This window comes from Ferrimonas balearica, assembly GCF_019802085.1.
GTDB classification, from domain to species: Bacteria; Pseudomonadota; Gammaproteobacteria; order Enterobacterales; family Shewanellaceae; genus Ferrimonas; species Ferrimonas balearica_B.
Genome location: NZ_JAHVHV010000001.1, coordinates 1,420,129 through 1,437,453, shown reverse-complemented (window position 1 = coordinate 1,437,453; position 17,325 = coordinate 1,420,129). Strand labels below are relative to the sequence as shown.

Below are 17,325 nucleotides of genomic sequence, written 5' to 3'. Positions count from 1 at the left end.
GCGATGAGCGAGTGGGCGATCGAGGCCCAGGGCCTGACCCGACGCTTTGGCACCTTGACCGCCGTGTCCAGGGTGGATCTTCAGGTGGCCGCCGGCACCATCTACGGCTTTTTGGGCCCCAACGGCTGCGGCAAAACCACCACCATCCGCATGCTCACCGGGCTGCTGACCCCCTCAGAGGGCACCGTATCCGTGCTTGGCCACGCTCTGCCGGGCGAAGCGGAGGCCCTGAAGCGCCAGATCGGTTACATGACCCAGAAGTTCTCTTTGTATGAGGATCTCACGGTGCAGGAGAACCTGCAATTCGTGGCGCGGATCTACAGCCTGGGCTTTCGGGAGAGCCGGGCCCGGATCCGCGAGCTGATGGGCATCTACGGGCTGGATGAGCGCGCCGCTCAGCGGGCCGGCAGCATGAGCGGCGGCCAACGCCAGCGCCTGGCCCTGGCGGCGGCCACCTTGCACAAACCCAGGCTGCTGTTTCTCGATGAGCCCACCTCGGCGGTGGACCCGGAGAACCGGCGGGATTTCTGGGAGCAGCTGTTCGACCTGTGCGACGCCGGCACCAGCATCCTGGTCTCCACCCACTACATGGACGAGGCCGAGCGTTGCCATCGGCTGGCGATTCTGGAAGCGGGGGAGAAGCGGGCGGACGGCGCCCCGGAGGATCTGATGGCCCAGATGGGCGCCCAGGTGGTGGAGGTGGAAGCGCCCCAACTGCGGCGGGTCAAGCAGCAGCTGGTGGCCCTGCCGGAGGTGGTCTCCGCCGCCCAGTTGGGGGCCCGGTTGCGGGTGCTGGTCACCGACGCGGTGGCCGTACCGGAGCAGTGGCTGGCCCAGCGGCCAGAGCTTCAGGGCGCTCAGGCCATCGAGCGGGTGCGCCCCAGCCTGGAGGACGTCTTCGTCACCTGCACCGGGAGGGGCCGGCAATGAACAGCCTGCGACGCATTCTGGCGGTGTTCGCCAAGGAGCTGACTCAGCTGAGTCGCGACCGCATGACCTTCGGCATGGTGGTGATGATCCCCCTTATCCAGCTGATGCTTTTTGGTTTCGCCATCAATACCAACATCCGCCACATCCCGGTGGCGGTGGTGGATCAGAGCAACACCGCGCTGTCCCGGGTGTTGCTGCAAACCATCGACGCCACCCAGGTGGTGCGCTTTACCGAACGTTTCGCCACGGTGGCCGAAGCGGAGGAGGCGATCATCGACTCCCGTGTGCGCGCGGCGCTCATCATCCCGGCGGATCTCAGCCAGCGCCTGGTGCGCCACCAGAGCGTGGGGCTGGGCAGCCCGGCCTCTTCCGACGAGGAGACCAGTCGGCCCGTCGCCCACTGGGTGGTGGACGGCTCGGACACCATGATCGCTGCCGCCATCAAGGGGCTGCGCACCATGCCGCTCAAGGAGCTATTCCGTCAGCCCGCCAACCGCGCCGTGCCCACCTTCGAGGTGACCCTCTACTTCAACCCCGAGCAGCGCACCGCGGTCAACATCGTTCCCGGTCTGGTGGGGGTGATCCTCACCATGACCATGATCATGTTCACCAGCGCCGCCATCGTCCGGGAGCGGGAGCGGGGCAATATGGAGATGCTGATCAACACCCCGGTGCGTTCCATGGAGCTGATGCTGGGCAAGATCATCCCCTACGTCTTTATCGGCTTTGTCCAGGTGGCGATCATCCTGGGGCTGGGCCACTGGGTGTTCCACGTGCCCATCAACGGCAGCCTGGCCCACCTGGCGGGGATCACCGGGCTCTTTATCGCCGCCAGCCTCTCCCTGGGGCTGGTGATCTCCACTCTGGCCAGCAATCAGCTGCAGGCGATGCAGATGACGGTGTTCGTGCTGCTGCCCTCCATTCTGCTCTCCGGCTTTATGTTCCCCTACGAGGGGATGCCCCGGGCCGCCCAGTGGATTGCCGAGGCGCTGCCCGCCACCCACTTTATGCGCGCGGTGCGCGGGGTGGTGCTGCGGGATGCGACCCTGATGGATCTTCGGGCCGACGCCCTCTGGCTGCTGGCCTTTACCCTGGTGGGGCTGGTGGTGGCCTCGCTGCGCTTTAAAAAGCGGCTGGATTGAGTTTGCAGCTGCTAAATCAATCGGTTAACTTGGCCGTTTCGCCAAACCTTCAAGGATGAAGATGGACTTTAACGCCACTTTGATGGGGCAGCTGGTGCTGCTTTGGATGCCGCTGTGCGGTGTGCTCAGTTACTATCTGGGCCGACGCAAAACCCAAACCCCGAGACTGGTTGCGCTGGTGGGCCTGTTGCTGGCGGTGATCCCACCCCTTGGGCTGGTCTACCTGGCGGCCCTCGCCCTTAAAGCCGACCGTCCCACCGAGCCCAGCGCTTAGGGCGGGATTCTCTGCATTTCCCTGAAACTGTTTCCCGCTGCCGCCCCTTGGTCTGGCCCACTGTGGGCGATAGGCTGCTAGCCTGAGTCATAACCGCGCGGCCATCGGGCCGGCCAACGCTTAGGAGCACCCTCACCATGTCCAAAACCCTTCTTATCACCGGCGCCACCGACGGCATCGGCCTGGCGACCGCCAAGATGCTGGTGGCCCAGGGCCACAAGGTGCTGGTTCATGGCCGCAACCCGGCCAAGCTGGAAAGCGTGGCGGAGCAGCTGAATGGACTGGGGGGCCAACCGGTGGAGACCTACCGGGCGGATCTCTCCCGATTGTCGGAGGCGGTGGCCCTGGCCGAGGCGGTCAAGGCCCGGCATGACCACTTGGATGTGCTGATCAACAACGCCGGGGTGTTCAACGCCAGTGAGCCGGTCACCGAAGAGGACCTGGAGCTGCGCTTTGTGGTCAATACCCTGGCGCCCTACCTGCTGGCGCGCCACCTAAAGAGTGTGATGGACGGCAGCGGACGGGTGGTGAACCTCTCCTCGGCGGCCCAATCCAGTGTGGATCTGGACGCGTTGAACGGGAAAAAAGCGCTGTCCGATGGCGCCGCCTATGCCCAGAGCAAGCTGGCCCTGACCATGTGGTCCCGTCAGCTGGGGCTGAACCTGGGCCCCAAGGATCCCATCATCGTGGCGGTCAACCCCGCGTCGCTTCTGGGCAGCAAGATGGTGAACGAAGCGTTCGGCGTGGCCGGTGGCGATCTCAACATCGGCGCGGACATTCTGGTGCGGGCGGCGCTGTCGGAGGAGTTTGCTAACGCCTCGGGCCAGTACTTTGATAACGATGCCGGGCGTTTCGGCCCGCCCCACGCCGATGCCTTGGACAGCGCCAAAAGCGCGGCGGTGGTCTCCGCCATCGAAGCGCTGCTGGCGGGGCGCTGAGGCTCAGGCCATCAGCGCTCGGTCCCAGTAGGGGGGTGTGCCGTAGTATTCGGCGAAGTGGTCGATAAAGGCGCGCACCCGGGGGGCCAGCAATCGGGAGCTGGGGTAGACCGCCCAGATGGCGGTGTCGGAGACCAGCGGGCAGTCGTCCAGAATGGTCACCAGCTGGCCCTGCTCCAGGGCTTGATAGACGCTCCAGGTTGAGGCGATGGCGATCCCCAGCCCATCGATGCAGGCGTCTCGCACCGCATCCCCGTTGTCGCTGCGAAAGGGCCCCTGGGTCTTGATGCTGAGCTCCCCCTGGGGGGTGTCGAACACCCAGCTCTCCAGGCCAATCAGGTTCAAACAGGCGTGATCGCTGAGTGCCTCGGGGGTGGTTGGGGTGCCGTGGGCTTCGAGATAGGCCGGGGCGGCCACCACCACGCGGCGATCCGAGGCCAGTTTGCGGGCCACCAGGGAGGAGTCCTTGAGCTGGGCGTCACGAATGGCGATGTCGAAGCCCCCCTCCACCAAGTCCACCACGGTGTCGCTGAAGCGGCAATCCACCTTGAGATCCGGGTAACGGGCGAGGAAACCGGCGATGGCCGGCACCAGGTGCATGCGGCCAAAGGAGGCCGGCGCGGTGATCCTCAAGGTCCCCTGAGGGCTGGCCTGGCCCACCCCCACCGAGGCCCGGGCGCTCTCAACGCTGGCCAGCACCGCTTCGGCGTGGGGCAGAAAGGCCTCTCCCTCCTCGGTCAGGGAGACTTTTCGGGTAGTTCGGTGCACCAGGCGCACCCCCAGCCCCGCCTCCAGCTTGCTGATGTGGGCACTGGCCACCGCGGGGGAGAGCCCCAGCTCCTGGCCCGCCGAACTGATGTTGTGGGTGCTGGCCAGGCGCACAAACAGCTTGAGGTGCTCGATGTTCATGGGGCTCCTGTTCGGTTAAAGATCAGAGTCTTATCTCCTGAGAGTGTAAAAGCCGGCGCCCCGACTGCCAACCCGTGCGCCGGTTTGACGCCGCCGAGCCGGGCAGGGGGGAATGGGGCGGTCGAGATCCGGGATTTGGACTCGAACGGGGGCAGTCGAATATCACTAAGTCCCCGTTCGCCTTTGCTTTTTCTTGCTGATACTCTGGATGCCATACGCGATGATCCGGAGGCCGAGATGGCCAAACCCCTCTCCACCACCGCCCTGGCCAAGAAGCTGGGGCTGCCCGCCAAAACCCTGTTTGACCGCCTGGCCCGGGCCGGGTACCTGGTGCGTGAAGCCCAGCGCTGGTGCCTGACCGAGCAGGGGCGTCTGGCGGGGGGGCGCACCACCCACAGCGAGAAGTTTGGCGAGTACGTGGTCTGGCCCGAGCAGATGGCTCTGCCCAGTGCCGAGGGGCTGCTCAGTGTCAGCAAGCTGTCGGAGCAGACCGGCCTTGGGCGGGAGAGCCTGCTCGGGCTGCTGCACGAAATTGGCTATGTGGCCCCGGCCCCCAAGGGGTGGCGGGTGACCGACAGCGGCCTGGCCGCCGGCGGGATCCAGCAGGCGGACAAGCGCACCGGCGCCCCCTACAGCCTCTGGCCCGAGGGGCTGCGACGGGAGCCGATGTTCAAGCGCGCCCTGGCCCAGGCCCTGGGGCAGGACGCCGACAAGGAGTCCACCCACGGCTCCATCGCCAGTTTCCGGGCCAAGTTCGACGCCAAGTACCGCACCCTGGATGGCCACTACGTGCGCTCGGTGGCGGAGCTGACCCTGGACAACTGGCTCTACCTGGCCGGGCTGGCCCACGCCTACGAGCGGCCGGTGCGCCAAACCCTGGGTCAGGAGAATGAAACCTACTGCAGCTTTTTCCTGCCCCGCGGCGCTATCTACATCGACTACGTGGAGGGGCTGGATGAGGCCACCCTGGCCGAACGTCAGGCCCTCTACCGTCAACTGGGGCTGCGGCTGATCCAGCTGCACCAGGACGATTTGACCAGCCTCGACGAGGTGCTGCCCCGTCGTCTGCTGGCCTTTGGCATCGAAGTCTATTGAGGGCCACCAGGATGCCATGGCTTAAAGGGGCACTCTGGGGTGGGGCTCTGGGCGTCATCGCCGCGGCGCTGTTGGCCGGCGGCATGGCCGCCTGGGACTGGGCAGAGAACCCTGGCGGGATCTTTCGCACCCCCTCGGGCACCCACTGGGGCTTTGTCCGTGACACCTTCTTAAGCTGGTTTGGCCCTACGGCCCCCAGCTTTGCCCTGACCGGCGCCGCCGTGGCCCTGGCCCGGCTCTGGTGGCGGGCCCGTTGAGCCGGGGCTATCCGGTCGGGTTTGCGCCCTGTGCCTGGGTCTCTGACCAGCTTCCCCCCAGGGATTTGTAGATCGCCACCACCAGCTGGGCGTGCTGGCTTTGGGCCAGCAGCAGGGCGCCATTGGCCTGGTGCAGCGACGCCTGGGCCTTGAGCAGGTCCACGGTACCCGCCAGGCCGGAGTCCACCAGGCTACCGGTGCGCTGTACCGCTCTGGCCACCTGGTCTCGAGAGCGAGTCAACGCCGCCAGGTTCTGGCTGCTGTAGCCGTAGGCACTGAGCAGGGTTTCCACCTCGGAGAAGGCGCTGAGCAGGGTGCGCTGATAATCCAGTGCCGCAATGTTCACCTGGGATTCGGCCACCGCCTGCATCGCTTCGCGCAATCCCCCGTCGAACAACGCCCAGTTCATCCCGGCACCGAAGCTCCAGGCGGTGCTGCCGCTGCTGAACAGATCGCTGAAGTCGCTGGAGACCACCCCGGGGGCGCCGGTGAGGTAGAAACTGGGGTAGCGGTTGGCAATGGCCACCCCCAGCTCGGCATTGGCCACCTTCATCTGCCGCTCTGCCAAACGGATGTCGGGGCGCCGCTGCAGCAGCTCCGAGGGCAGGCCCACCGGGATGACGTCGGTGATCTGGGGCATCGGTTGCACCGTGCTGAGCTCCTCCAACAAACTGGAGGAGGGCAGGCTCAACAGGATGGCCAGGCGCCGGCCGTGAACCTCGAACACGGTATCCAGCTGGGTGAGCAGCGCGCTCACCGCCGCCACCTGGGCGTCGATCTGATCCGATTCGATGCTGGAGGTGAGGCCATGTTTCTGAAGGCTCTCCACCCGGGGTTTGATCTGGTTAAGGTCTTCAAGCTGGGCACGGAGCAGCGCTTTTTGACTCTGGGCACTGCGCAGCTGCAGGTAGTTGCTGACCACGCCCCCCACCACCATCAACCGGGTGCCGTCGGCGATGATCGCCACCTGCTCGGCCCGGGCGTCGGAGGCCTCGATCATGCTGGCGGTCTTACCGAACAGGTCTGGCTCCCAGGCTACGCCGAGGCCCAGGAAGGTGGCGTCCAATTGGCGATCCGCCAGGGGAAAGCCCAGAGGTTGGCCGCCCACACTGGGGTTGAGCAGAGGGCCGCCTATGGGGCCCTGCTCACTGAGCTGGCCGGCGGCGTAGCCGGCACCCAGGCTGACCTGGGGCAGGCTGGTGGCGGAGACCGCCTCACGGTAGCTCTGGGCCAGTTTGACCCGCTCCTGGGCGGCAAGAATGCTGAGGTTGTCCGTTATCGCCTGCTCCACCAGGCGGTCGAGCATGGGGTCATCGAACTGGCGCCACCAGTCGAGATCGGCCTGAGCCGCGGCGGTGCCCCCCTGGGCCTGCCACTGCTCCGGTTGCCAGTCGGGGGCCTCGGGGGCGTCGTAGTCGGGGCCGGCAGAGCAGCCCACCAAGAACCCCAGGATCAAAAAGGGCAGCTTACGCATGGGCGGCCTCCTGCTGTGGCGGCACCCTGTAGAGGATGGCGTAGTAGATGGGCATGATCAGCAAGGTGAGGAAGGTGGCCAGGGTGAGGCCGCCGATGATGGTGGCGGCCATGGGGCCAAACAGCGGGTCCCACCACAGGGGGATCATCCCCAGCACCGTGGTCAGGGCCGCCATGCTGATCGCCATGGTGCGGTTGACCGCCGACTCCACCAGGGCGTCGAAGGGGTTGCGACCGCTGGCGATCTCCAGGTTGATTTGGTCCATCAGCACGATGCCGTTTTTGATGATCATCCCCGCCAGGGCGATCACCCCCACCAGGGCCATAAAGCCGAAGGGCTTTCCGGCGAGGATCAGAATGGGCACCACCCCCACCATGGCCAGGGGAATGGTGAGGATGATCACCAGCGGCTGGCGCAGGCCATTGAACATCGCCACCATCAGGATCAGCATGAAGATCCCCGCCTTGGGCAGTTGGGCAAAGATGTCGGTGATGGAGCGGTTCTCGTCGTAGAACTCGCCACCCCACTCGAAGGCGTAGCCCGCCGGCAGGGGGATCGCCTCGATCTCCTCGGCGATCGCCTTACGGGCGCTGGAAGCGGACATCCCCTCCACGTCCGCCTGCACCGTCATGGTCCGAAGCCGGTTACGCCGCCAGATCTGACCCTCCTCAAACGCCAACTTGAAGCCATCCACCACCTGACCCAGGGGCACCACATGGGCGCCCAGCAGGGGGGGAACCGGCAGGGTCAGCAGGGTGCTGAAGTCGTCGCGCTGACTCTCCAGATCCCGAAACAGCACCGCCAGGCGGTCTCGACCGTAGTAGAGCGTGGTCACCGGCAAACCGTCGGTGGCGCGGGCCAGGGCCATGTTGACGTCGTTGCGGGTCACCCCGGAGAGCCGGGCCCGGTCCTGGTTGAACAGGGGCACCAGCACCTTGCTGGGCTGACGCCAGTCGTCGCGCACGTACTTGAGGTGGGGGTGAGCGGCCATGATCGCCTTGGCGGACGCCGCCAACTCCCGCAGCACCGTAGGATTGGGCCCGCTGAAGCGCGCCTCGATATTGAACTTGTCCACCGTGGCCAGCTTGAGGGGGCGAAAGCGCGGTTCGGCCTGGGGGAAGCGCGCCTTCAAAAAGGCATCGCCCCGTCGGCGCAGTGCCGGGATCTCTTCAAAACTGTTGAGGTTCACCAGAATCTGGCCGTAGGCGGGGTCATTGGGCTCCGGCTCGTAGGTCACGGTAAACCGAGGGGCACCGCCGCCGATAAAGCTGGCGATGTTTCGCACCTCCGGCTGCTCCAACAGCCAGGCTTCGATCTCGGCCATGTCCTCGGCGGTCTGGCGGATGCTGCCCCCCTGGGGCAGCCAATAATCGACAAAGGTGATCGCCCGGTCGGAGCCGGGCATAAAGTTGAGCATCACCTTGGTGCTCAGCACTCCGGTGACCACCAGGCTGACGAAGATCACCACCAGGGCGGTTTTGCGATTGTTCAGCAGCCAGGTGATGAGCCCTCGGGCCTTGGCCTGCCAGGCCGGCGGCCCCTCATCATTGCCGCTCACCTTGTAGAAGCGGTAACACATCAGCGGGGTGACGGTGATGGCCACCAGCCAACTCAGTGACAAGGAGGAGGCCATCACCTTAAACAGGTCGATGGCAAACTCCGCCGAGGCGGTTTGACTGAACAGCACCGGGGAGGTGGCGGCGATGGCGATCAGCGTTGCGGCCAGCAGGGGCACCGCGGTTTCGGTGACCGAATCGGAGGCCGCCTTGAGCTTCTCCACCCCGGAGCGCACCTTGACGATGTAGAGATCCGTGATGACGATGGCGTTGTCCACCAGCATCCCCAAAGCCAGGATAAAGGCCCCCACCGAAACCCGGTGCAGATCCACCCCGGCCAGCAGCATGTAGACCAGGGTCAGCAGCAAGGTGATCCCAAGGCTGCCGCCGACGATGGCGGCGCTGGCCCAGCCCATAAAGATCCACAGCACCACCACCACGATGGCCACGGCGCTGAGCAGGTTACCGGTGAAGGAGTCCACCGACTTCTGCACCTCATCCGGCTGGAAGGCGATGACCTCGACCTTGATCCCCGCCGGCACCCGAGACTCGAAGTTGGCCAGGGCCGCCTTGAGCGAATCCCCAATGGCCACCACGTTGATGCCATCCTTGGGGTTCACCGCCACGGTGATCGCCCGCTGGCCGTTGAACCGGCTCATGGACAGGGGAGAGACGCTGGGCCCCTCGTAGACGTGGGCCACGTCCCCCAGGCGAAAACGCTGGGCCCCCAACTCACCAATGCCGGCCCGCAGCACCAGGTCTTTGAGCGCCTGCACCGAGTCCAGGGTGTCGGTCTGGCTGATGCGGATCCGCTCAAAACCCAGGGTGAGTTGACCCGGATGGCTGATAAGGCTTTGGCTTTGCAGCTGGTCGAGGATTTGTGCCGGGGTGGCGCGGTACTGGGCCACCTTGGTTTCATCCACTTCGATGAAGATCGCCTGCTCATACAGGCCCTGCAGCATCACCTTGTTGACCCCGGGGACGGTTTTGAGATCCCGCTGCAGGATACGGGCGTAGTGGTTGAGCTCCCGGGGCGGGATCCCATCCCCCACCAGGGCAAACAGCATGCCGTACACCTCGGAGAACTCGTCCACCACCACGGAGATCTGCGCCTCCAGGGGCAGCTCCAGCTTGACGTCGTTAACCTTGCGGCGCAGCAGGTCCCACTGTTGGGGCAGCTCGTCGCCGGTGGTGGTCTCCACCAGCTCGACAAAGATCATCGCCTGGCCCGGCCGGCTGACGGAGCGGGTTTTCCAAAGCCGTCCCATCTCCTGGAGCTTGCGCTCCATCACGTCGGTGACCCGGGCCTCCACCTGCTCGGCACTGGCGCCGGGGTAGAGGATCACCACCGCGGCGGTTTTCACCGTGAAAGCCGGGTCTTCCAGCTTGCCCAGGGCGAAGTAGCCGTAGAGGCCCAGCAGACAGAGCAAGGTAGTGAGGAAACTGGAGAAGAACGCTTTGTTGATGGCCCATTTTGCGGGGTTCATGGCGGACTCCTACAGTTCGGCTTCTTGATTGCCCAGCAGGACGTCGCCCACCTCGTCACCGTCGTTAAAGTAGGGCGCCCCGGCCACCACCAGTACGTTGCCCGGGGCCAGGGTGCCCTGGACCCGCACCTGGTCACGGTCGTAGCCCACCACGCTCACCGAAACCCGCTCGATGCGCCCATCGTTAACCAGGGCCACGTAGTGCTGGCCGCCGCTGCTTTGCAAGGCGCTGGTGGGGATCAGGAATCCGGCTCCATCGGGCGAAGCCAGGGAGAGCTGCATCAGACCGGTCTGTTCCGGCCAGGCATTGTCCGGTTGGCGATTGAGCCGGGCGGTCATGCGGAAGGTGCGGCTCAGGACGCTGGCGGAGCGGCTGATCTCGGTGACCTCGGTGGGAATGGTGCTGTCGCTGTTGGACAGCAGCAAGGCGCCGGCCATTCCTAGGTGCACCCGGTTGGCCAGCTGCTCCGGCAGATCCACCCGGGCCTGCAACCCCCCGTCACCGTGCACCGTGACCACCGACAGTGCCGGTACCGCCTGTTCGTGGGTGTCGATCTCGATGTTGGAGACCACGCCGTCAAAGGGCGCGCGAAGCACGCTGTAACTGAGCGCATCCTGCATCATCTGCAATCGCTGCTCGACGATGGTCACCGCCGCTTCGGTGCGCTCCACCGCCGTATTGGCCCGGTCCAGCTCCACTCGGGCGATGGCGTCATCCCGACCCGCCGCCGCGACCCGGGCCTGCTCCTGCCTCGCTTGTCGGGCCTGAGCCTCGGCCTCCAGCAGCCGGGCCTGGTACTCAGTGATCTGCACCTCGAAGTCGTGGGGGTCCAGGTGCATCAACACCTCCCCCTTGGCCACTCGCTGGCCCTCCTGGACCAGCACGTTCTGTACCGGGCCAGCCACGCGAAACGCCAGCTGGGCCTGGTCCACCGGCTCCAGGATCGCCGGCAGCGACACCGTCTCGCTGCTTTGGGCCTGGGTCAGCACCATGGCTTTAACGGGGCGGGGGGACTTGTCGGCGGTGATCACCGGGCCCTGGCCGCAGCCCCAGAGCAGGGCCACCAGGGCCAGGGAGGAGCAAAGAGCAAGCCTACAGCGACGAATGTTCATGGCAGTCTCGTCAAGCATCGGTTCCTAGCTGAACGCTAACTATAGACAGCGCGTCCGCATTTGCCGCCAACCCCCTTGGTGTCACAGGGGTTTTCCGTTGGGTGGGGGAGGCGTCGGCGGGCAGTCAGGGTGGCCGCTTGTTGTCACCATAGCCGTCGCAAGTGGTTGCCTTTTCGCCGGATTGTTTGTGCTCAAGGGGAAAAAACGACCATTATCAAAGGGGCTTTGGGTGCAATGGCCAAAAGGAGGCAGTGATGCACAGCGACGAGATGGAGTACGGCGGCTTCTGGGCCCGGGTGGGCGCAGCGCTTATCGACACCCTGCTGCTGGCGGCACTGATCACCCCGGTGCTCTCTTTGGTCTACGGCAAGGATTACTGGCTCAACCAGGGGCCGGGGCTGTTCGGCTTCTGGGATCTGGCACTCAACTACCTGCTGCCGGCGGTGGCGGTGCTGATGTTCTGGGCCTACAAGTCTGCCACGCCGGGCAAGATGGTGTTGAAGATGACCATCGTCGACGCCAAAACCGGCGGCAAGCCTGGGGTTGGCCAGCTGGTGATCCGCTACCTGGGCTACTACGTTTCCACCATCCCCCTGTTCCTGGGCCTCATTTGGGTGGCATTCGACAGCCGCAAACAGGGGTGGCACGACAAGCTGGCGGGCACCGTGGTGGTGCGCCACCACCGGAAAACCCCGGTGCACTTCGATGCGGAGGAAGGTGAGCCATGAGAGGCGTGATGTGGGGGCTGTGCCTGATGGCCCTGCCGGTGCTGGCGGAGCCCCAGATCCAATCCCTGACGCTGGATGCCCAGGGCCAGGTGTCGACCCAGGGCCGGCTCTCGGGCTACGAGCTGGTGGAGTACCGCATCACCCTGCAAAAGGGCACGCCGCTGAGCGTCTCCCTTGAGAGCGACAACCGCTTCCAGTACTTCAACATCACCGGCCCCAATCAGGACAGCGCGCTCTTTGTCGGTTCGGTGGAGGGTACGGAGTTCAGTGGTCAGGTGGCGATGGACGGCGAGTACCGCATCCTCACCTACCTGATGCGCAACGCCGCCCGGCGTGACGAGGTGGGGCGCTACACTCTGAGCGTTCGCCAGCCCGACTACGCCCCGGAGCCCAATCTGCCGGACCCCTGACAAGGAGGCCCCATGCCCCGACGCACCACCCCCACCACCGACGAGACCCACCAGGCGCTGAAGAACATCTCCTTCGAAAGCATGGTGGTGAGCTGGCTGATGCAGGATGGCTGGCAGGTGTTCACCCCGGTGCTGGATAACGGCCACCAGACCGACATCCTCATATCCGACGGCCCCCACTTTCATCGTATTCAGGTGAAGACCGTGGAGGCCTATGGCGAGGACCATAAGCTCACCAACCGCTGGGCCGACAGCCACGTCAACGTGGTGGTGGCCTTTGCCCGCAACTCCAACTGGGGTTACGTGATGCCCGCTTTCAGCGAGCCCAAACGGGCGCTCAACAGCCCTGGGCACTTCAAGTTCGAGCAGAGCAAAAACGACTTCCTGCGCGCCTTTCACCAGCTGGACTGAGCCATGGAGCGCGGTGCCGTCTTCTCCCCCTGCGGCCGTTACCGTTACGCCCTGTGGCGCAGCTGGGCACCGGCGGCGCCGGTGCTGCTGATTGTGGGCCTGAACCCCTCCAGGGCAGACGCCCAGCGCGATGATCCCACTAGCCGACGCTGCATCGATTTTGCCCGGCGCTGGGGCTTTGGCGGGTGCTGGTTGGCCAACCTGTTTGCCTACTGTGCCGCCAAGCCGGCGGTGCTGGCCACTATCCCGGATCCGGTGGGGGGCGACAACGACCGCTGGCTGACTTGCCTAAGCGCCCAGTCCGATGCCATCTTGGTGGCCTGGGGGCAGGGGGGCAGCCTGGCCGGTCGCGATGCCGAGGTGCTGGCCGGGCCTTTGTCGGGCTATCGGCTCGATTGCCTGGGTCGGTGCCAGGCCGGTCAGCCGCGCCACCCCCTTTACGTGCGCGCCGACGCCCCGATGCAGCCCTTTGAGGCCCACACACCCACCCATTAAGACAAGGAAGTGCCATGACCCCGCTGACCATCAAGACCGTGGACTACCACCACCCAAAGGAGGTGGAGGCGATGGTAGGACTGCTGGACGCCTACGCCCGGGATCCCATGGGCGGTGGGACGCCGCTGGCGGAGCCGGTCAAACGGGGTCTGGGCCCGGCCCTGGCCAACGAGCCCGGGGCCCTCAGCCTGATTGCCTATGACGGGGCGCAGCCGGTGGGCTTGCTCAACGCCTTTCGCGGCTTCTCCACCTTCCAGTGCAAGCCGCTGATGAACGTCCATGACGTGGTGGTGCTCAGTTCGCACCGGGGCAGGGGAGTGAGTATGGCGCTACTGGAGGCGCTGGAGCGCCAGGCCCGGGCCATGGGGTGCGCCAAGCTGACCCTGGAGGTGCTGGAGGGCAACTCCGTGGCCCGCAACGCCTACCGCAAGTTTGGCTTTGCCGGCTACGAACTGGACCCGGCCATGGGCCAGGCCCAGTTCTGGCAGAAGGTGCTCTAGGTGCTTTGTTGAATACGAAAACCTCAGCGGCCTAAGGAAAGATAAGTTAAAGCTGAATGCTAGTGGCCGTGAGTAAAGTTCAGGAATTCATTGACCGTTTTGTAGAAGGTAAAGTGGCCGTTGTAAACGCTAACCGAATCCATTTGACCATCGTAACGCCACTCCGATTTGGTCATCACAGCATCCTGAAAGTTTGCAATCGTGCGGTACGTTTCACGGTCTAAGTCGCGGCTTAGCCATTGGGTTACGCGAAAGTCCTTGCCATTGTTTATCTCGCTTTCAACACTGTAACGCTCGGTGGTAAAGAGCGACTCACTGTGCTCGCCTTCGAGCGAAACCGTAGTAGCAAAGCTCTCGACTAAGTCGTCGGCTCCCCCTTTCTCTCTTACCGTTACTGTAACGACTGTTCTCTCAGAGCCGATGCCTTCGATGTAGGATGTGATACTTGCTTCGTACGCTCCACTGTAATCAAAGGCTCTTGTTTCTAAGGTCCCTTTGGACTCTCGCCAATAACAAGAGACAACACGATTATCTTGGGGATGGGTCGTGCTTTTTTCTCCACAGAGCCTGTGCACTACTTCAGCGGGGATCCCCAACTGGCCTTCTACTTCGTAATGCCAACGCGCTAGTTCGATCGGGTTGGAAGGGTCAACCTCAATTGGGTTGTCAGGCTCAGGATTGGTGCAGTGCGGATTGCGCTCCCTTTGCTCCCAGGTGAACTTGTCGCAATCCGGTGAGAAAGGTTCCGCTTCGCCTGCCAGGGCGGGGCTTGATAGGGCCGCAGTTAAGGCGGCCAGAATCAGGTAAGGGCGCATCGCCAAACCTCCATACGCGTTCGATATGTTGATGCCTGGCTTTAGGCCATGGCTAAGTGCCGCTGATGTGTCCGGTGGCTGCCGGTGCATAGCGGGGTGTTCAAAAACTCGGCGTAGGATAGGGCGTAAAAGTGAGCCTGCAGCTTAATTGTCCGTTAAGCGCAGCGGGGCCAGGCGTGAGCCTGGCCCCTTAGGTCAATAGCATCAGCGGGTTAGCCATCAGGTCAGGAAAGACTCTGCGAGCTGGCCCCCTTTGGCGGGGTTGGATTACGCATTGCCGTACAGCGCGTCCACCAGGCGATCCACCGAGGCGCGGACGCTGTGCTCGTTGGCGTCGTTGAGGTTGATGTGGCCCACCTTGCGGCCCGGGCGCACCCCCTTGTTGTACCAGTGCACCTTGGCGCCGGGGCACAGCTCCGGGGCTGGCGGGGTCACCCCCAACAGGTTGACCATGGCACTGGGGGCCAGGGCCCGGGTGGCGCCCAGGGGCAGCCCGGTAATGGCCCGCAGATGGTTCTCAAACTGGCAGGTGTCGGCGCCGGACTGGGTCCAGTGGCCGCTGTTGTGCACCCGGGGGGCCAGCTCGTTCACCAGCAACTGCTCCTCCACCAGGAACAGCTCCAGGGTCAGCACCCCCAAGTAATTGAGCTCGGCCATCAGGGTATGGGCCATCTGCTCCGCTTTGGCCTGCAGCCCCTCGGGCAGGGACGGGGCCGGAGCCAGGGAGCTTTGCAGTACGCCGCCCTGGTGCCGGTTCTCCGTCAGGGGGTAGCAGGCCACCGATCCGTCGGTGCCCCGCACCGCCACCAGGGACAGCTCCCGCTCGAACGCCACACCGCCCTCGGCGATGTACTCGATGTCCGGGTTGAGCTTAGGGGCCTTGCCGGGGCCGTCCAGGCGCCACTGGTTCAAACCGTCGTAGCCGTCTTCACAGCTTTTGATGAACAGGGGCCAGCCCAGCAGGTCGCCCAGGGCGTCGAGGTCCGTGTGCGGGTCCACCGCCTGCCAGGGGGCGGTGGCAAAGCCCTGTTCGTTGATGAAGGTTTTCTCCCGGGCCCGGTGCTGGGTCAGCGTCAGGGCACGGCCGTCGGGGTAGACCGGGGCCAGTTGGGCCAGGCCGTTGAGCAGCTCAGCGCTCAGCTGCTCCCGCTCCGGGGTGATCACCTCCGGTCGGCCCAGGGCCCGGTAGAGCAGCTCCGGGCTGAGGTTCGGCTCGGCCACCACCACTTCGCCGAGGCCTTCCACCGGCGCCGGATCCTCCCCGGGCTCCGCCAGGAAGCTGAAGCGGTGGCCCCGGGCCCAGCCGGCCAGGGCCATCATGCGGGCCAGCTGACCGCAGCCGAGGATGGCGATCCTCATTTGACCACCTCTTCGGCCACCGAGTCGGTCTGGCTGGCGCGCCAGTCGATAAGGCGCTGGGACAGCTGTGCGTCCCCCAGGGCCAGCATCTGGGCAGCAATCAGGCCGCCGTTGAAGGCGCCGGCACCGCCAATGGCCTGACAGGCCACCGCCACGCCCCGGGGCATCTGCACCATGGACATCAGGCTGTCCATCCCCTTGAGGTTGCGGCTGGAGACCGGCACCGCCACCACCGGCAGATGGGTCATGGCGGCGGCCATCCCCGCCAGGTGGGCGGAACCGCCGGCGCCGGCGATGATCACCTGAATGCCCCGCTGATGGGCTTCCTGGCAGAAGCGGTAGAGGCGATCCGGGGTGCGGTGGGCGGAGACCACCTTGGTCTCGTAGGGGATCCCCAGCTGCTCCAGGGGGCGGGTGGCTTCGGCCATGGTCTCCCAATCCGACTGGGAACCCATGATGATGCTGACTTTGGCGACGGACATATCGACTCCTTGCTTATCCGAACAGAAAACCGCTGATCAACGCGCTGTAGAGGGGGATCCCCACCATCACGTTGAAGGGAAAGGTGACGCCCAGTGAGGCGGTGATGGCGGGGCCCAGATCCGCCTTGGGCAGGGCCGCCGAAAGGGCAGCCGGGACGGCGATGTAGGAGGCGCTGGCCCCCAGGGTGGCCAGAAGGATGACGCCTCCCTGGCTCAGGTTCATCATCACCGCCAGGGCGGCGCCGGTCAGGGCGCCCACCAGGGGCATGGCGACCCCGAAGCTGGCAAGAAACGAGGCGTCCTGGCCCAGCTCGCGCCAGCGGGCGGCGGCTTTCTGGCCCATGGCCAGCAGGAACAGCGCCAGCACCCCGTGGAAGAGATCGCCGAACAGGGGCATGACCCGCTCGGTGCGCTCGCCGGCCCACCAGCCGATCACCAGGCCACCGAGCAGCAGCACCATCCCCTGGTTGAGCATCACCTCCTTGAGCATGGCCCGGCGGTCGACGCCGCTGGCGTGGCGGTTGGCCAGCCACAGGCCCACGGCGATGGCGGGGGCTTCCAGCAGGGCGACAAAGAGGGGGAAGTAGGGCTCGTAGGGAATGTTCTGGCTTTCCAGGTAGGCCACGGCCACGGCGTAGGTGGCGACGCTGACCGAGCCGTAATGGGCGGCGATGGTGGCGGCGTTGAGCCGATCCAGGCCGCCGATGCTTTTCAGAAGCGGAAAGGCCAGCAGTGGGAGAACGAAGCCGAAGGCCAACACGGCGCCGGCTTGCAGCAACAGGGCGAGGTTAACGTGCTGCGAAAGGGCAATGCCGCCTTTGAGGCCGATGGCCAACAACAGCATGATCACCAGGGACTGGTAGAGCCCCTTGGGGAGCTCCAGTTCGGCGCGCACCAGCTGGGCCAGGGCACCGAGGACGAAAAAGGCGACCACCACATCCAGGGTCATG

The 17,325-nt window shown here is 65.1% G+C and carries 19 protein-coding genes; 11 read left to right on the top strand and 8 right to left on the bottom strand.

What is annotated here, in order from left to right:
- The first annotated feature begins 3 nt into the window (after nucleotides 1-3).
- From KUV81_RS06665 to KUV81_RS06650, 4 genes are all read left to right on the top strand, one after another.
- Complete coding sequence (locus KUV81_RS06665; RefSeq protein ID WP_222543053.1) at nucleotides 4-930, top strand: ATP-binding cassette domain-containing protein; 927 nt, start codon at nucleotides 4-6, stop codon at nucleotides 928-930.
- On the top strand, nucleotides 927-2,072 hold the full coding sequence (locus KUV81_RS06660) for an ABC transporter permease (RefSeq protein WP_222543052.1): 1,146 nt from the start codon (nucleotides 927-929) through the stop codon (nucleotides 2,070-2,072). Before KUV81_RS06665 ends, KUV81_RS06660 begins: the two co-directional genes overlap by 4 nt.
- Before the next feature lie 61 nt (nucleotides 2,073-2,133).
- Complete coding sequence (locus tag KUV81_RS06655; protein ID WP_222543051.1) at nucleotides 2,134-2,346, top strand: hypothetical protein; 213 nt, start codon at nucleotides 2,134-2,136, stop codon at nucleotides 2,344-2,346.
- 137 nt (nucleotides 2,347-2,483) lie between these two features.
- Complete coding sequence (locus KUV81_RS06650) at nucleotides 2,484-3,284, top strand: SDR family NAD(P)-dependent oxidoreductase (protein ID WP_222543050.1); 801 nt, start codon at nucleotides 2,484-2,486, stop codon at nucleotides 3,282-3,284.
- Between the two features lie 3 nt (nucleotides 3,285-3,287).
- On the opposite strand, the gene KUV81_RS06645 is transcribed toward KUV81_RS06650, so the two are convergent.
- On the bottom strand, nucleotides 3,288-4,193 hold the full coding sequence (locus KUV81_RS06645) for a LysR family transcriptional regulator (RefSeq protein WP_222543049.1): 906 nt from the start codon (nucleotides 4,191-4,193) through the stop codon (nucleotides 3,288-3,290).
- Nucleotides 4,194-4,430: 237 nt separating this feature from the next.
- Here KUV81_RS06645 and KUV81_RS06640 point away from each other — a divergent pair, with 237 nt between their 5' ends.
- Together KUV81_RS06640 and KUV81_RS06635 are read left to right on the top strand one after the other, a co-directional pair.
- Nucleotides 4,431-5,288 (top strand): hypothetical protein, encoded by an 858-nt coding sequence (locus KUV81_RS06640; RefSeq protein WP_222543048.1) that lies wholly within the window; start codon nucleotides 4,431-4,433, stop codon nucleotides 5,286-5,288.
- Nucleotides 5,289-5,299: 11 nt separating this feature from the next.
- Complete coding sequence (locus KUV81_RS06635; protein ID WP_222543047.1) at nucleotides 5,300-5,545, top strand: hypothetical protein; 246 nt, start codon at nucleotides 5,300-5,302, stop codon at nucleotides 5,543-5,545.
- Between the two features lie 7 nt (nucleotides 5,546-5,552).
- Here KUV81_RS06635 and KUV81_RS06630 read toward each other — a convergent pair whose 3' ends face one another.
- From KUV81_RS06630 to KUV81_RS06620, 3 genes are read right to left on the bottom strand one after another with little or no spacing between them, the layout of a single operon-like run.
- Nucleotides 5,553-7,019 (bottom strand): efflux transporter outer membrane subunit, encoded by a 1,467-nt coding sequence (locus KUV81_RS06630; protein ID WP_222543046.1) that lies wholly within the window; start codon nucleotides 7,017-7,019, stop codon nucleotides 5,553-5,555.
- Nucleotides 7,012-10,062 (bottom strand): efflux RND transporter permease subunit, encoded by a 3,051-nt coding sequence (locus tag KUV81_RS06625; protein ID WP_222543045.1) that lies wholly within the window; start codon nucleotides 10,060-10,062, stop codon nucleotides 7,012-7,014. The genes KUV81_RS06630 and KUV81_RS06625 overlap by 8 nt, the downstream gene beginning before the upstream one ends.
- Nucleotides 10,063-10,071: 9 nt before the next feature.
- Complete coding sequence (locus KUV81_RS06620; protein WP_222543044.1) at nucleotides 10,072-11,175, bottom strand: efflux RND transporter periplasmic adaptor subunit; 1,104 nt, start codon at nucleotides 11,173-11,175, stop codon at nucleotides 10,072-10,074.
- Nucleotides 11,176-11,429: 254 nt separating this feature from the next.
- On the opposite strand from KUV81_RS06620, the gene KUV81_RS06615 reads away from it, so the two are divergent.
- Genes KUV81_RS06615 through KUV81_RS06595 form a run of 5 tightly spaced genes read left to right on the top strand, consistent with a single transcriptional unit; the run spans nucleotide 11,430 to nucleotide 13,719 of the window.
- On the top strand, nucleotides 11,430-11,903 hold the full coding sequence (locus KUV81_RS06615; RefSeq protein ID WP_222543043.1) for an RDD family protein: 474 nt from the start codon (nucleotides 11,430-11,432) through the stop codon (nucleotides 11,901-11,903).
- On the top strand, nucleotides 11,900-12,313 hold the full coding sequence (locus tag KUV81_RS06610) for a hypothetical protein (protein WP_222543042.1): 414 nt from the start codon (nucleotides 11,900-11,902) through the stop codon (nucleotides 12,311-12,313). Before KUV81_RS06615 ends, KUV81_RS06610 begins: the two co-directional genes overlap by 4 nt.
- Before the next feature lie 12 nt (nucleotides 12,314-12,325).
- Nucleotides 12,326-12,724 (top strand): hypothetical protein, encoded by a 399-nt coding sequence (locus KUV81_RS06605; protein ID WP_222543041.1) that lies wholly within the window; start codon nucleotides 12,326-12,328, stop codon nucleotides 12,722-12,724.
- A gap of 3 nt (nucleotides 12,725-12,727) precedes the next feature.
- Entirely contained in the window at nucleotides 12,728-13,219 is a 492-nt protein-coding gene (locus tag KUV81_RS06600; RefSeq protein WP_222543040.1) for a DUF1643 domain-containing protein, read from the top strand.
- A 14-nt stretch (nucleotides 13,220-13,233) separates the two neighbouring features.
- The gene (locus tag KUV81_RS06595) at nucleotides 13,234-13,719 is read left to right on the top strand and encodes a GNAT family N-acetyltransferase (protein ID WP_222543039.1); all 486 of its coding nucleotides are present in this window, start codon (nucleotides 13,234-13,236) and stop codon (nucleotides 13,717-13,719) included.
- 59 nt (nucleotides 13,720-13,778) lie between these two features.
- On the opposite strand, the gene KUV81_RS06590 is transcribed toward KUV81_RS06595, so the two are convergent.
- From KUV81_RS06590 to KUV81_RS06575, 4 genes are all read right to left on the bottom strand, one after another.
- Complete coding sequence (locus KUV81_RS06590; RefSeq protein ID WP_222543038.1) at nucleotides 13,779-14,534, bottom strand: hypothetical protein; 756 nt, start codon at nucleotides 14,532-14,534, stop codon at nucleotides 13,779-13,781.
- Between the two features lie 267 nt (nucleotides 14,535-14,801).
- On the bottom strand, nucleotides 14,802-15,893 hold the full coding sequence (locus KUV81_RS06585) for a 5-(carboxyamino)imidazole ribonucleotide synthase (RefSeq protein ID WP_222543037.1): 1,092 nt from the start codon (nucleotides 15,891-15,893) through the stop codon (nucleotides 14,802-14,804).
- Entirely contained in the window at nucleotides 15,890-16,375 is a 486-nt protein-coding gene (gene purE, locus KUV81_RS06580) for a 5-(carboxyamino)imidazole ribonucleotide mutase (protein WP_222543036.1), read from the bottom strand. Before purE ends, KUV81_RS06585 begins: the two co-directional genes overlap by 4 nt.
- Before the next feature lie 13 nt (nucleotides 16,376-16,388).
- The gene (locus KUV81_RS06575) at nucleotides 16,389-17,324 is read right to left on the bottom strand and encodes a sodium-dependent bicarbonate transport family permease (RefSeq protein WP_222543035.1); all 936 of its coding nucleotides are present in this window, start codon (nucleotides 17,322-17,324) and stop codon (nucleotides 16,389-16,391) included.
- Nucleotide 17,325 lies beyond the last annotated feature (1 nt).

What these genes read in the sequence shown, in the direction of transcription:
- KUV81_RS06650 (WP_222543050.1), top strand. Translation starts at nt 2,484, where the DNA reads ATGTCCAAAACCCTTCTTATCACCGGCGCCACCGACGGCATCGGCCTG.
- KUV81_RS06590 (WP_222543038.1), bottom strand. Translation starts at nt 14,534, where the DNA reads ATGCGCCCTTACCTGATTCTGGCCGCCTTAACTGCGGCCCTATCAAGC.
- KUV81_RS06635 (WP_222543047.1), top strand. Translation starts at nt 5,300, where the DNA reads ATGCCATGGCTTAAAGGGGCACTCTGGGGTGGGGCTCTGGGCGTCATC.
- KUV81_RS06585 (WP_222543037.1), bottom strand. Translation starts at nt 15,893, where the DNA reads ATGAGGATCGCCATCCTCGGCTGCGGTCAGCTGGCCCGCATGATGGCC.
- KUV81_RS06595 (WP_222543039.1), top strand. Translation starts at nt 13,234, where the DNA reads ATGACCCCGCTGACCATCAAGACCGTGGACTACCACCACCCAAAGGAG.
- KUV81_RS06605 (WP_222543041.1), top strand. Translation starts at nt 12,326, where the DNA reads ATGCCCCGACGCACCACCCCCACCACCGACGAGACCCACCAGGCGCTG.
- KUV81_RS06615 (WP_222543043.1), top strand. Translation starts at nt 11,430, where the DNA reads ATGCACAGCGACGAGATGGAGTACGGCGGCTTCTGGGCCCGGGTGGGC.
- KUV81_RS06610 (WP_222543042.1), top strand. Translation starts at nt 11,900, where the DNA reads ATGAGAGGCGTGATGTGGGGGCTGTGCCTGATGGCCCTGCCGGTGCTG.
- KUV81_RS06645 (WP_222543049.1), bottom strand. Translation starts at nt 4,193, where the DNA reads ATGAACATCGAGCACCTCAAGCTGTTTGTGCGCCTGGCCAGCACCCAC.
- KUV81_RS06625 (WP_222543045.1), bottom strand. Translation starts at nt 10,062, where the DNA reads ATGAACCCCGCAAAATGGGCCATCAACAAAGCGTTCTTCTCCAGTTTC.
- KUV81_RS06665 (WP_222543053.1), top strand. Translation starts at nt 4, where the DNA reads ATGAGCGAGTGGGCGATCGAGGCCCAGGGCCTGACCCGACGCTTTGGC.
- KUV81_RS06575 (WP_222543035.1), bottom strand. Translation starts at nt 17,324, where the DNA reads ATGACCCTGGATGTGGTGGTCGCCTTTTTCGTCCTCGGTGCCCTGGCC.
- KUV81_RS06640 (WP_222543048.1), top strand. Translation starts at nt 4,431, where the DNA reads ATGGCCAAACCCCTCTCCACCACCGCCCTGGCCAAGAAGCTGGGGCTG.
- KUV81_RS06620 (WP_222543044.1), bottom strand. Translation starts at nt 11,175, where the DNA reads ATGAACATTCGTCGCTGTAGGCTTGCTCTTTGCTCCTCCCTGGCCCTG.
- KUV81_RS06660 (WP_222543052.1), top strand. Translation starts at nt 927, where the DNA reads ATGAACAGCCTGCGACGCATTCTGGCGGTGTTCGCCAAGGAGCTGACT.
- KUV81_RS06630 (WP_222543046.1), bottom strand. Translation starts at nt 7,019, where the DNA reads ATGCGTAAGCTGCCCTTTTTGATCCTGGGGTTCTTGGTGGGCTGCTCT.
- KUV81_RS06600 (WP_222543040.1), top strand. Translation starts at nt 12,728, where the DNA reads ATGGAGCGCGGTGCCGTCTTCTCCCCCTGCGGCCGTTACCGTTACGCC.
- KUV81_RS06655 (WP_222543051.1), top strand. Translation starts at nt 2,134, where the DNA reads ATGGACTTTAACGCCACTTTGATGGGGCAGCTGGTGCTGCTTTGGATG.
- purE (WP_222543036.1), bottom strand. Translation starts at nt 16,375, where the DNA reads ATGTCCGTCGCCAAAGTCAGCATCATCATGGGTTCCCAGTCGGATTGG.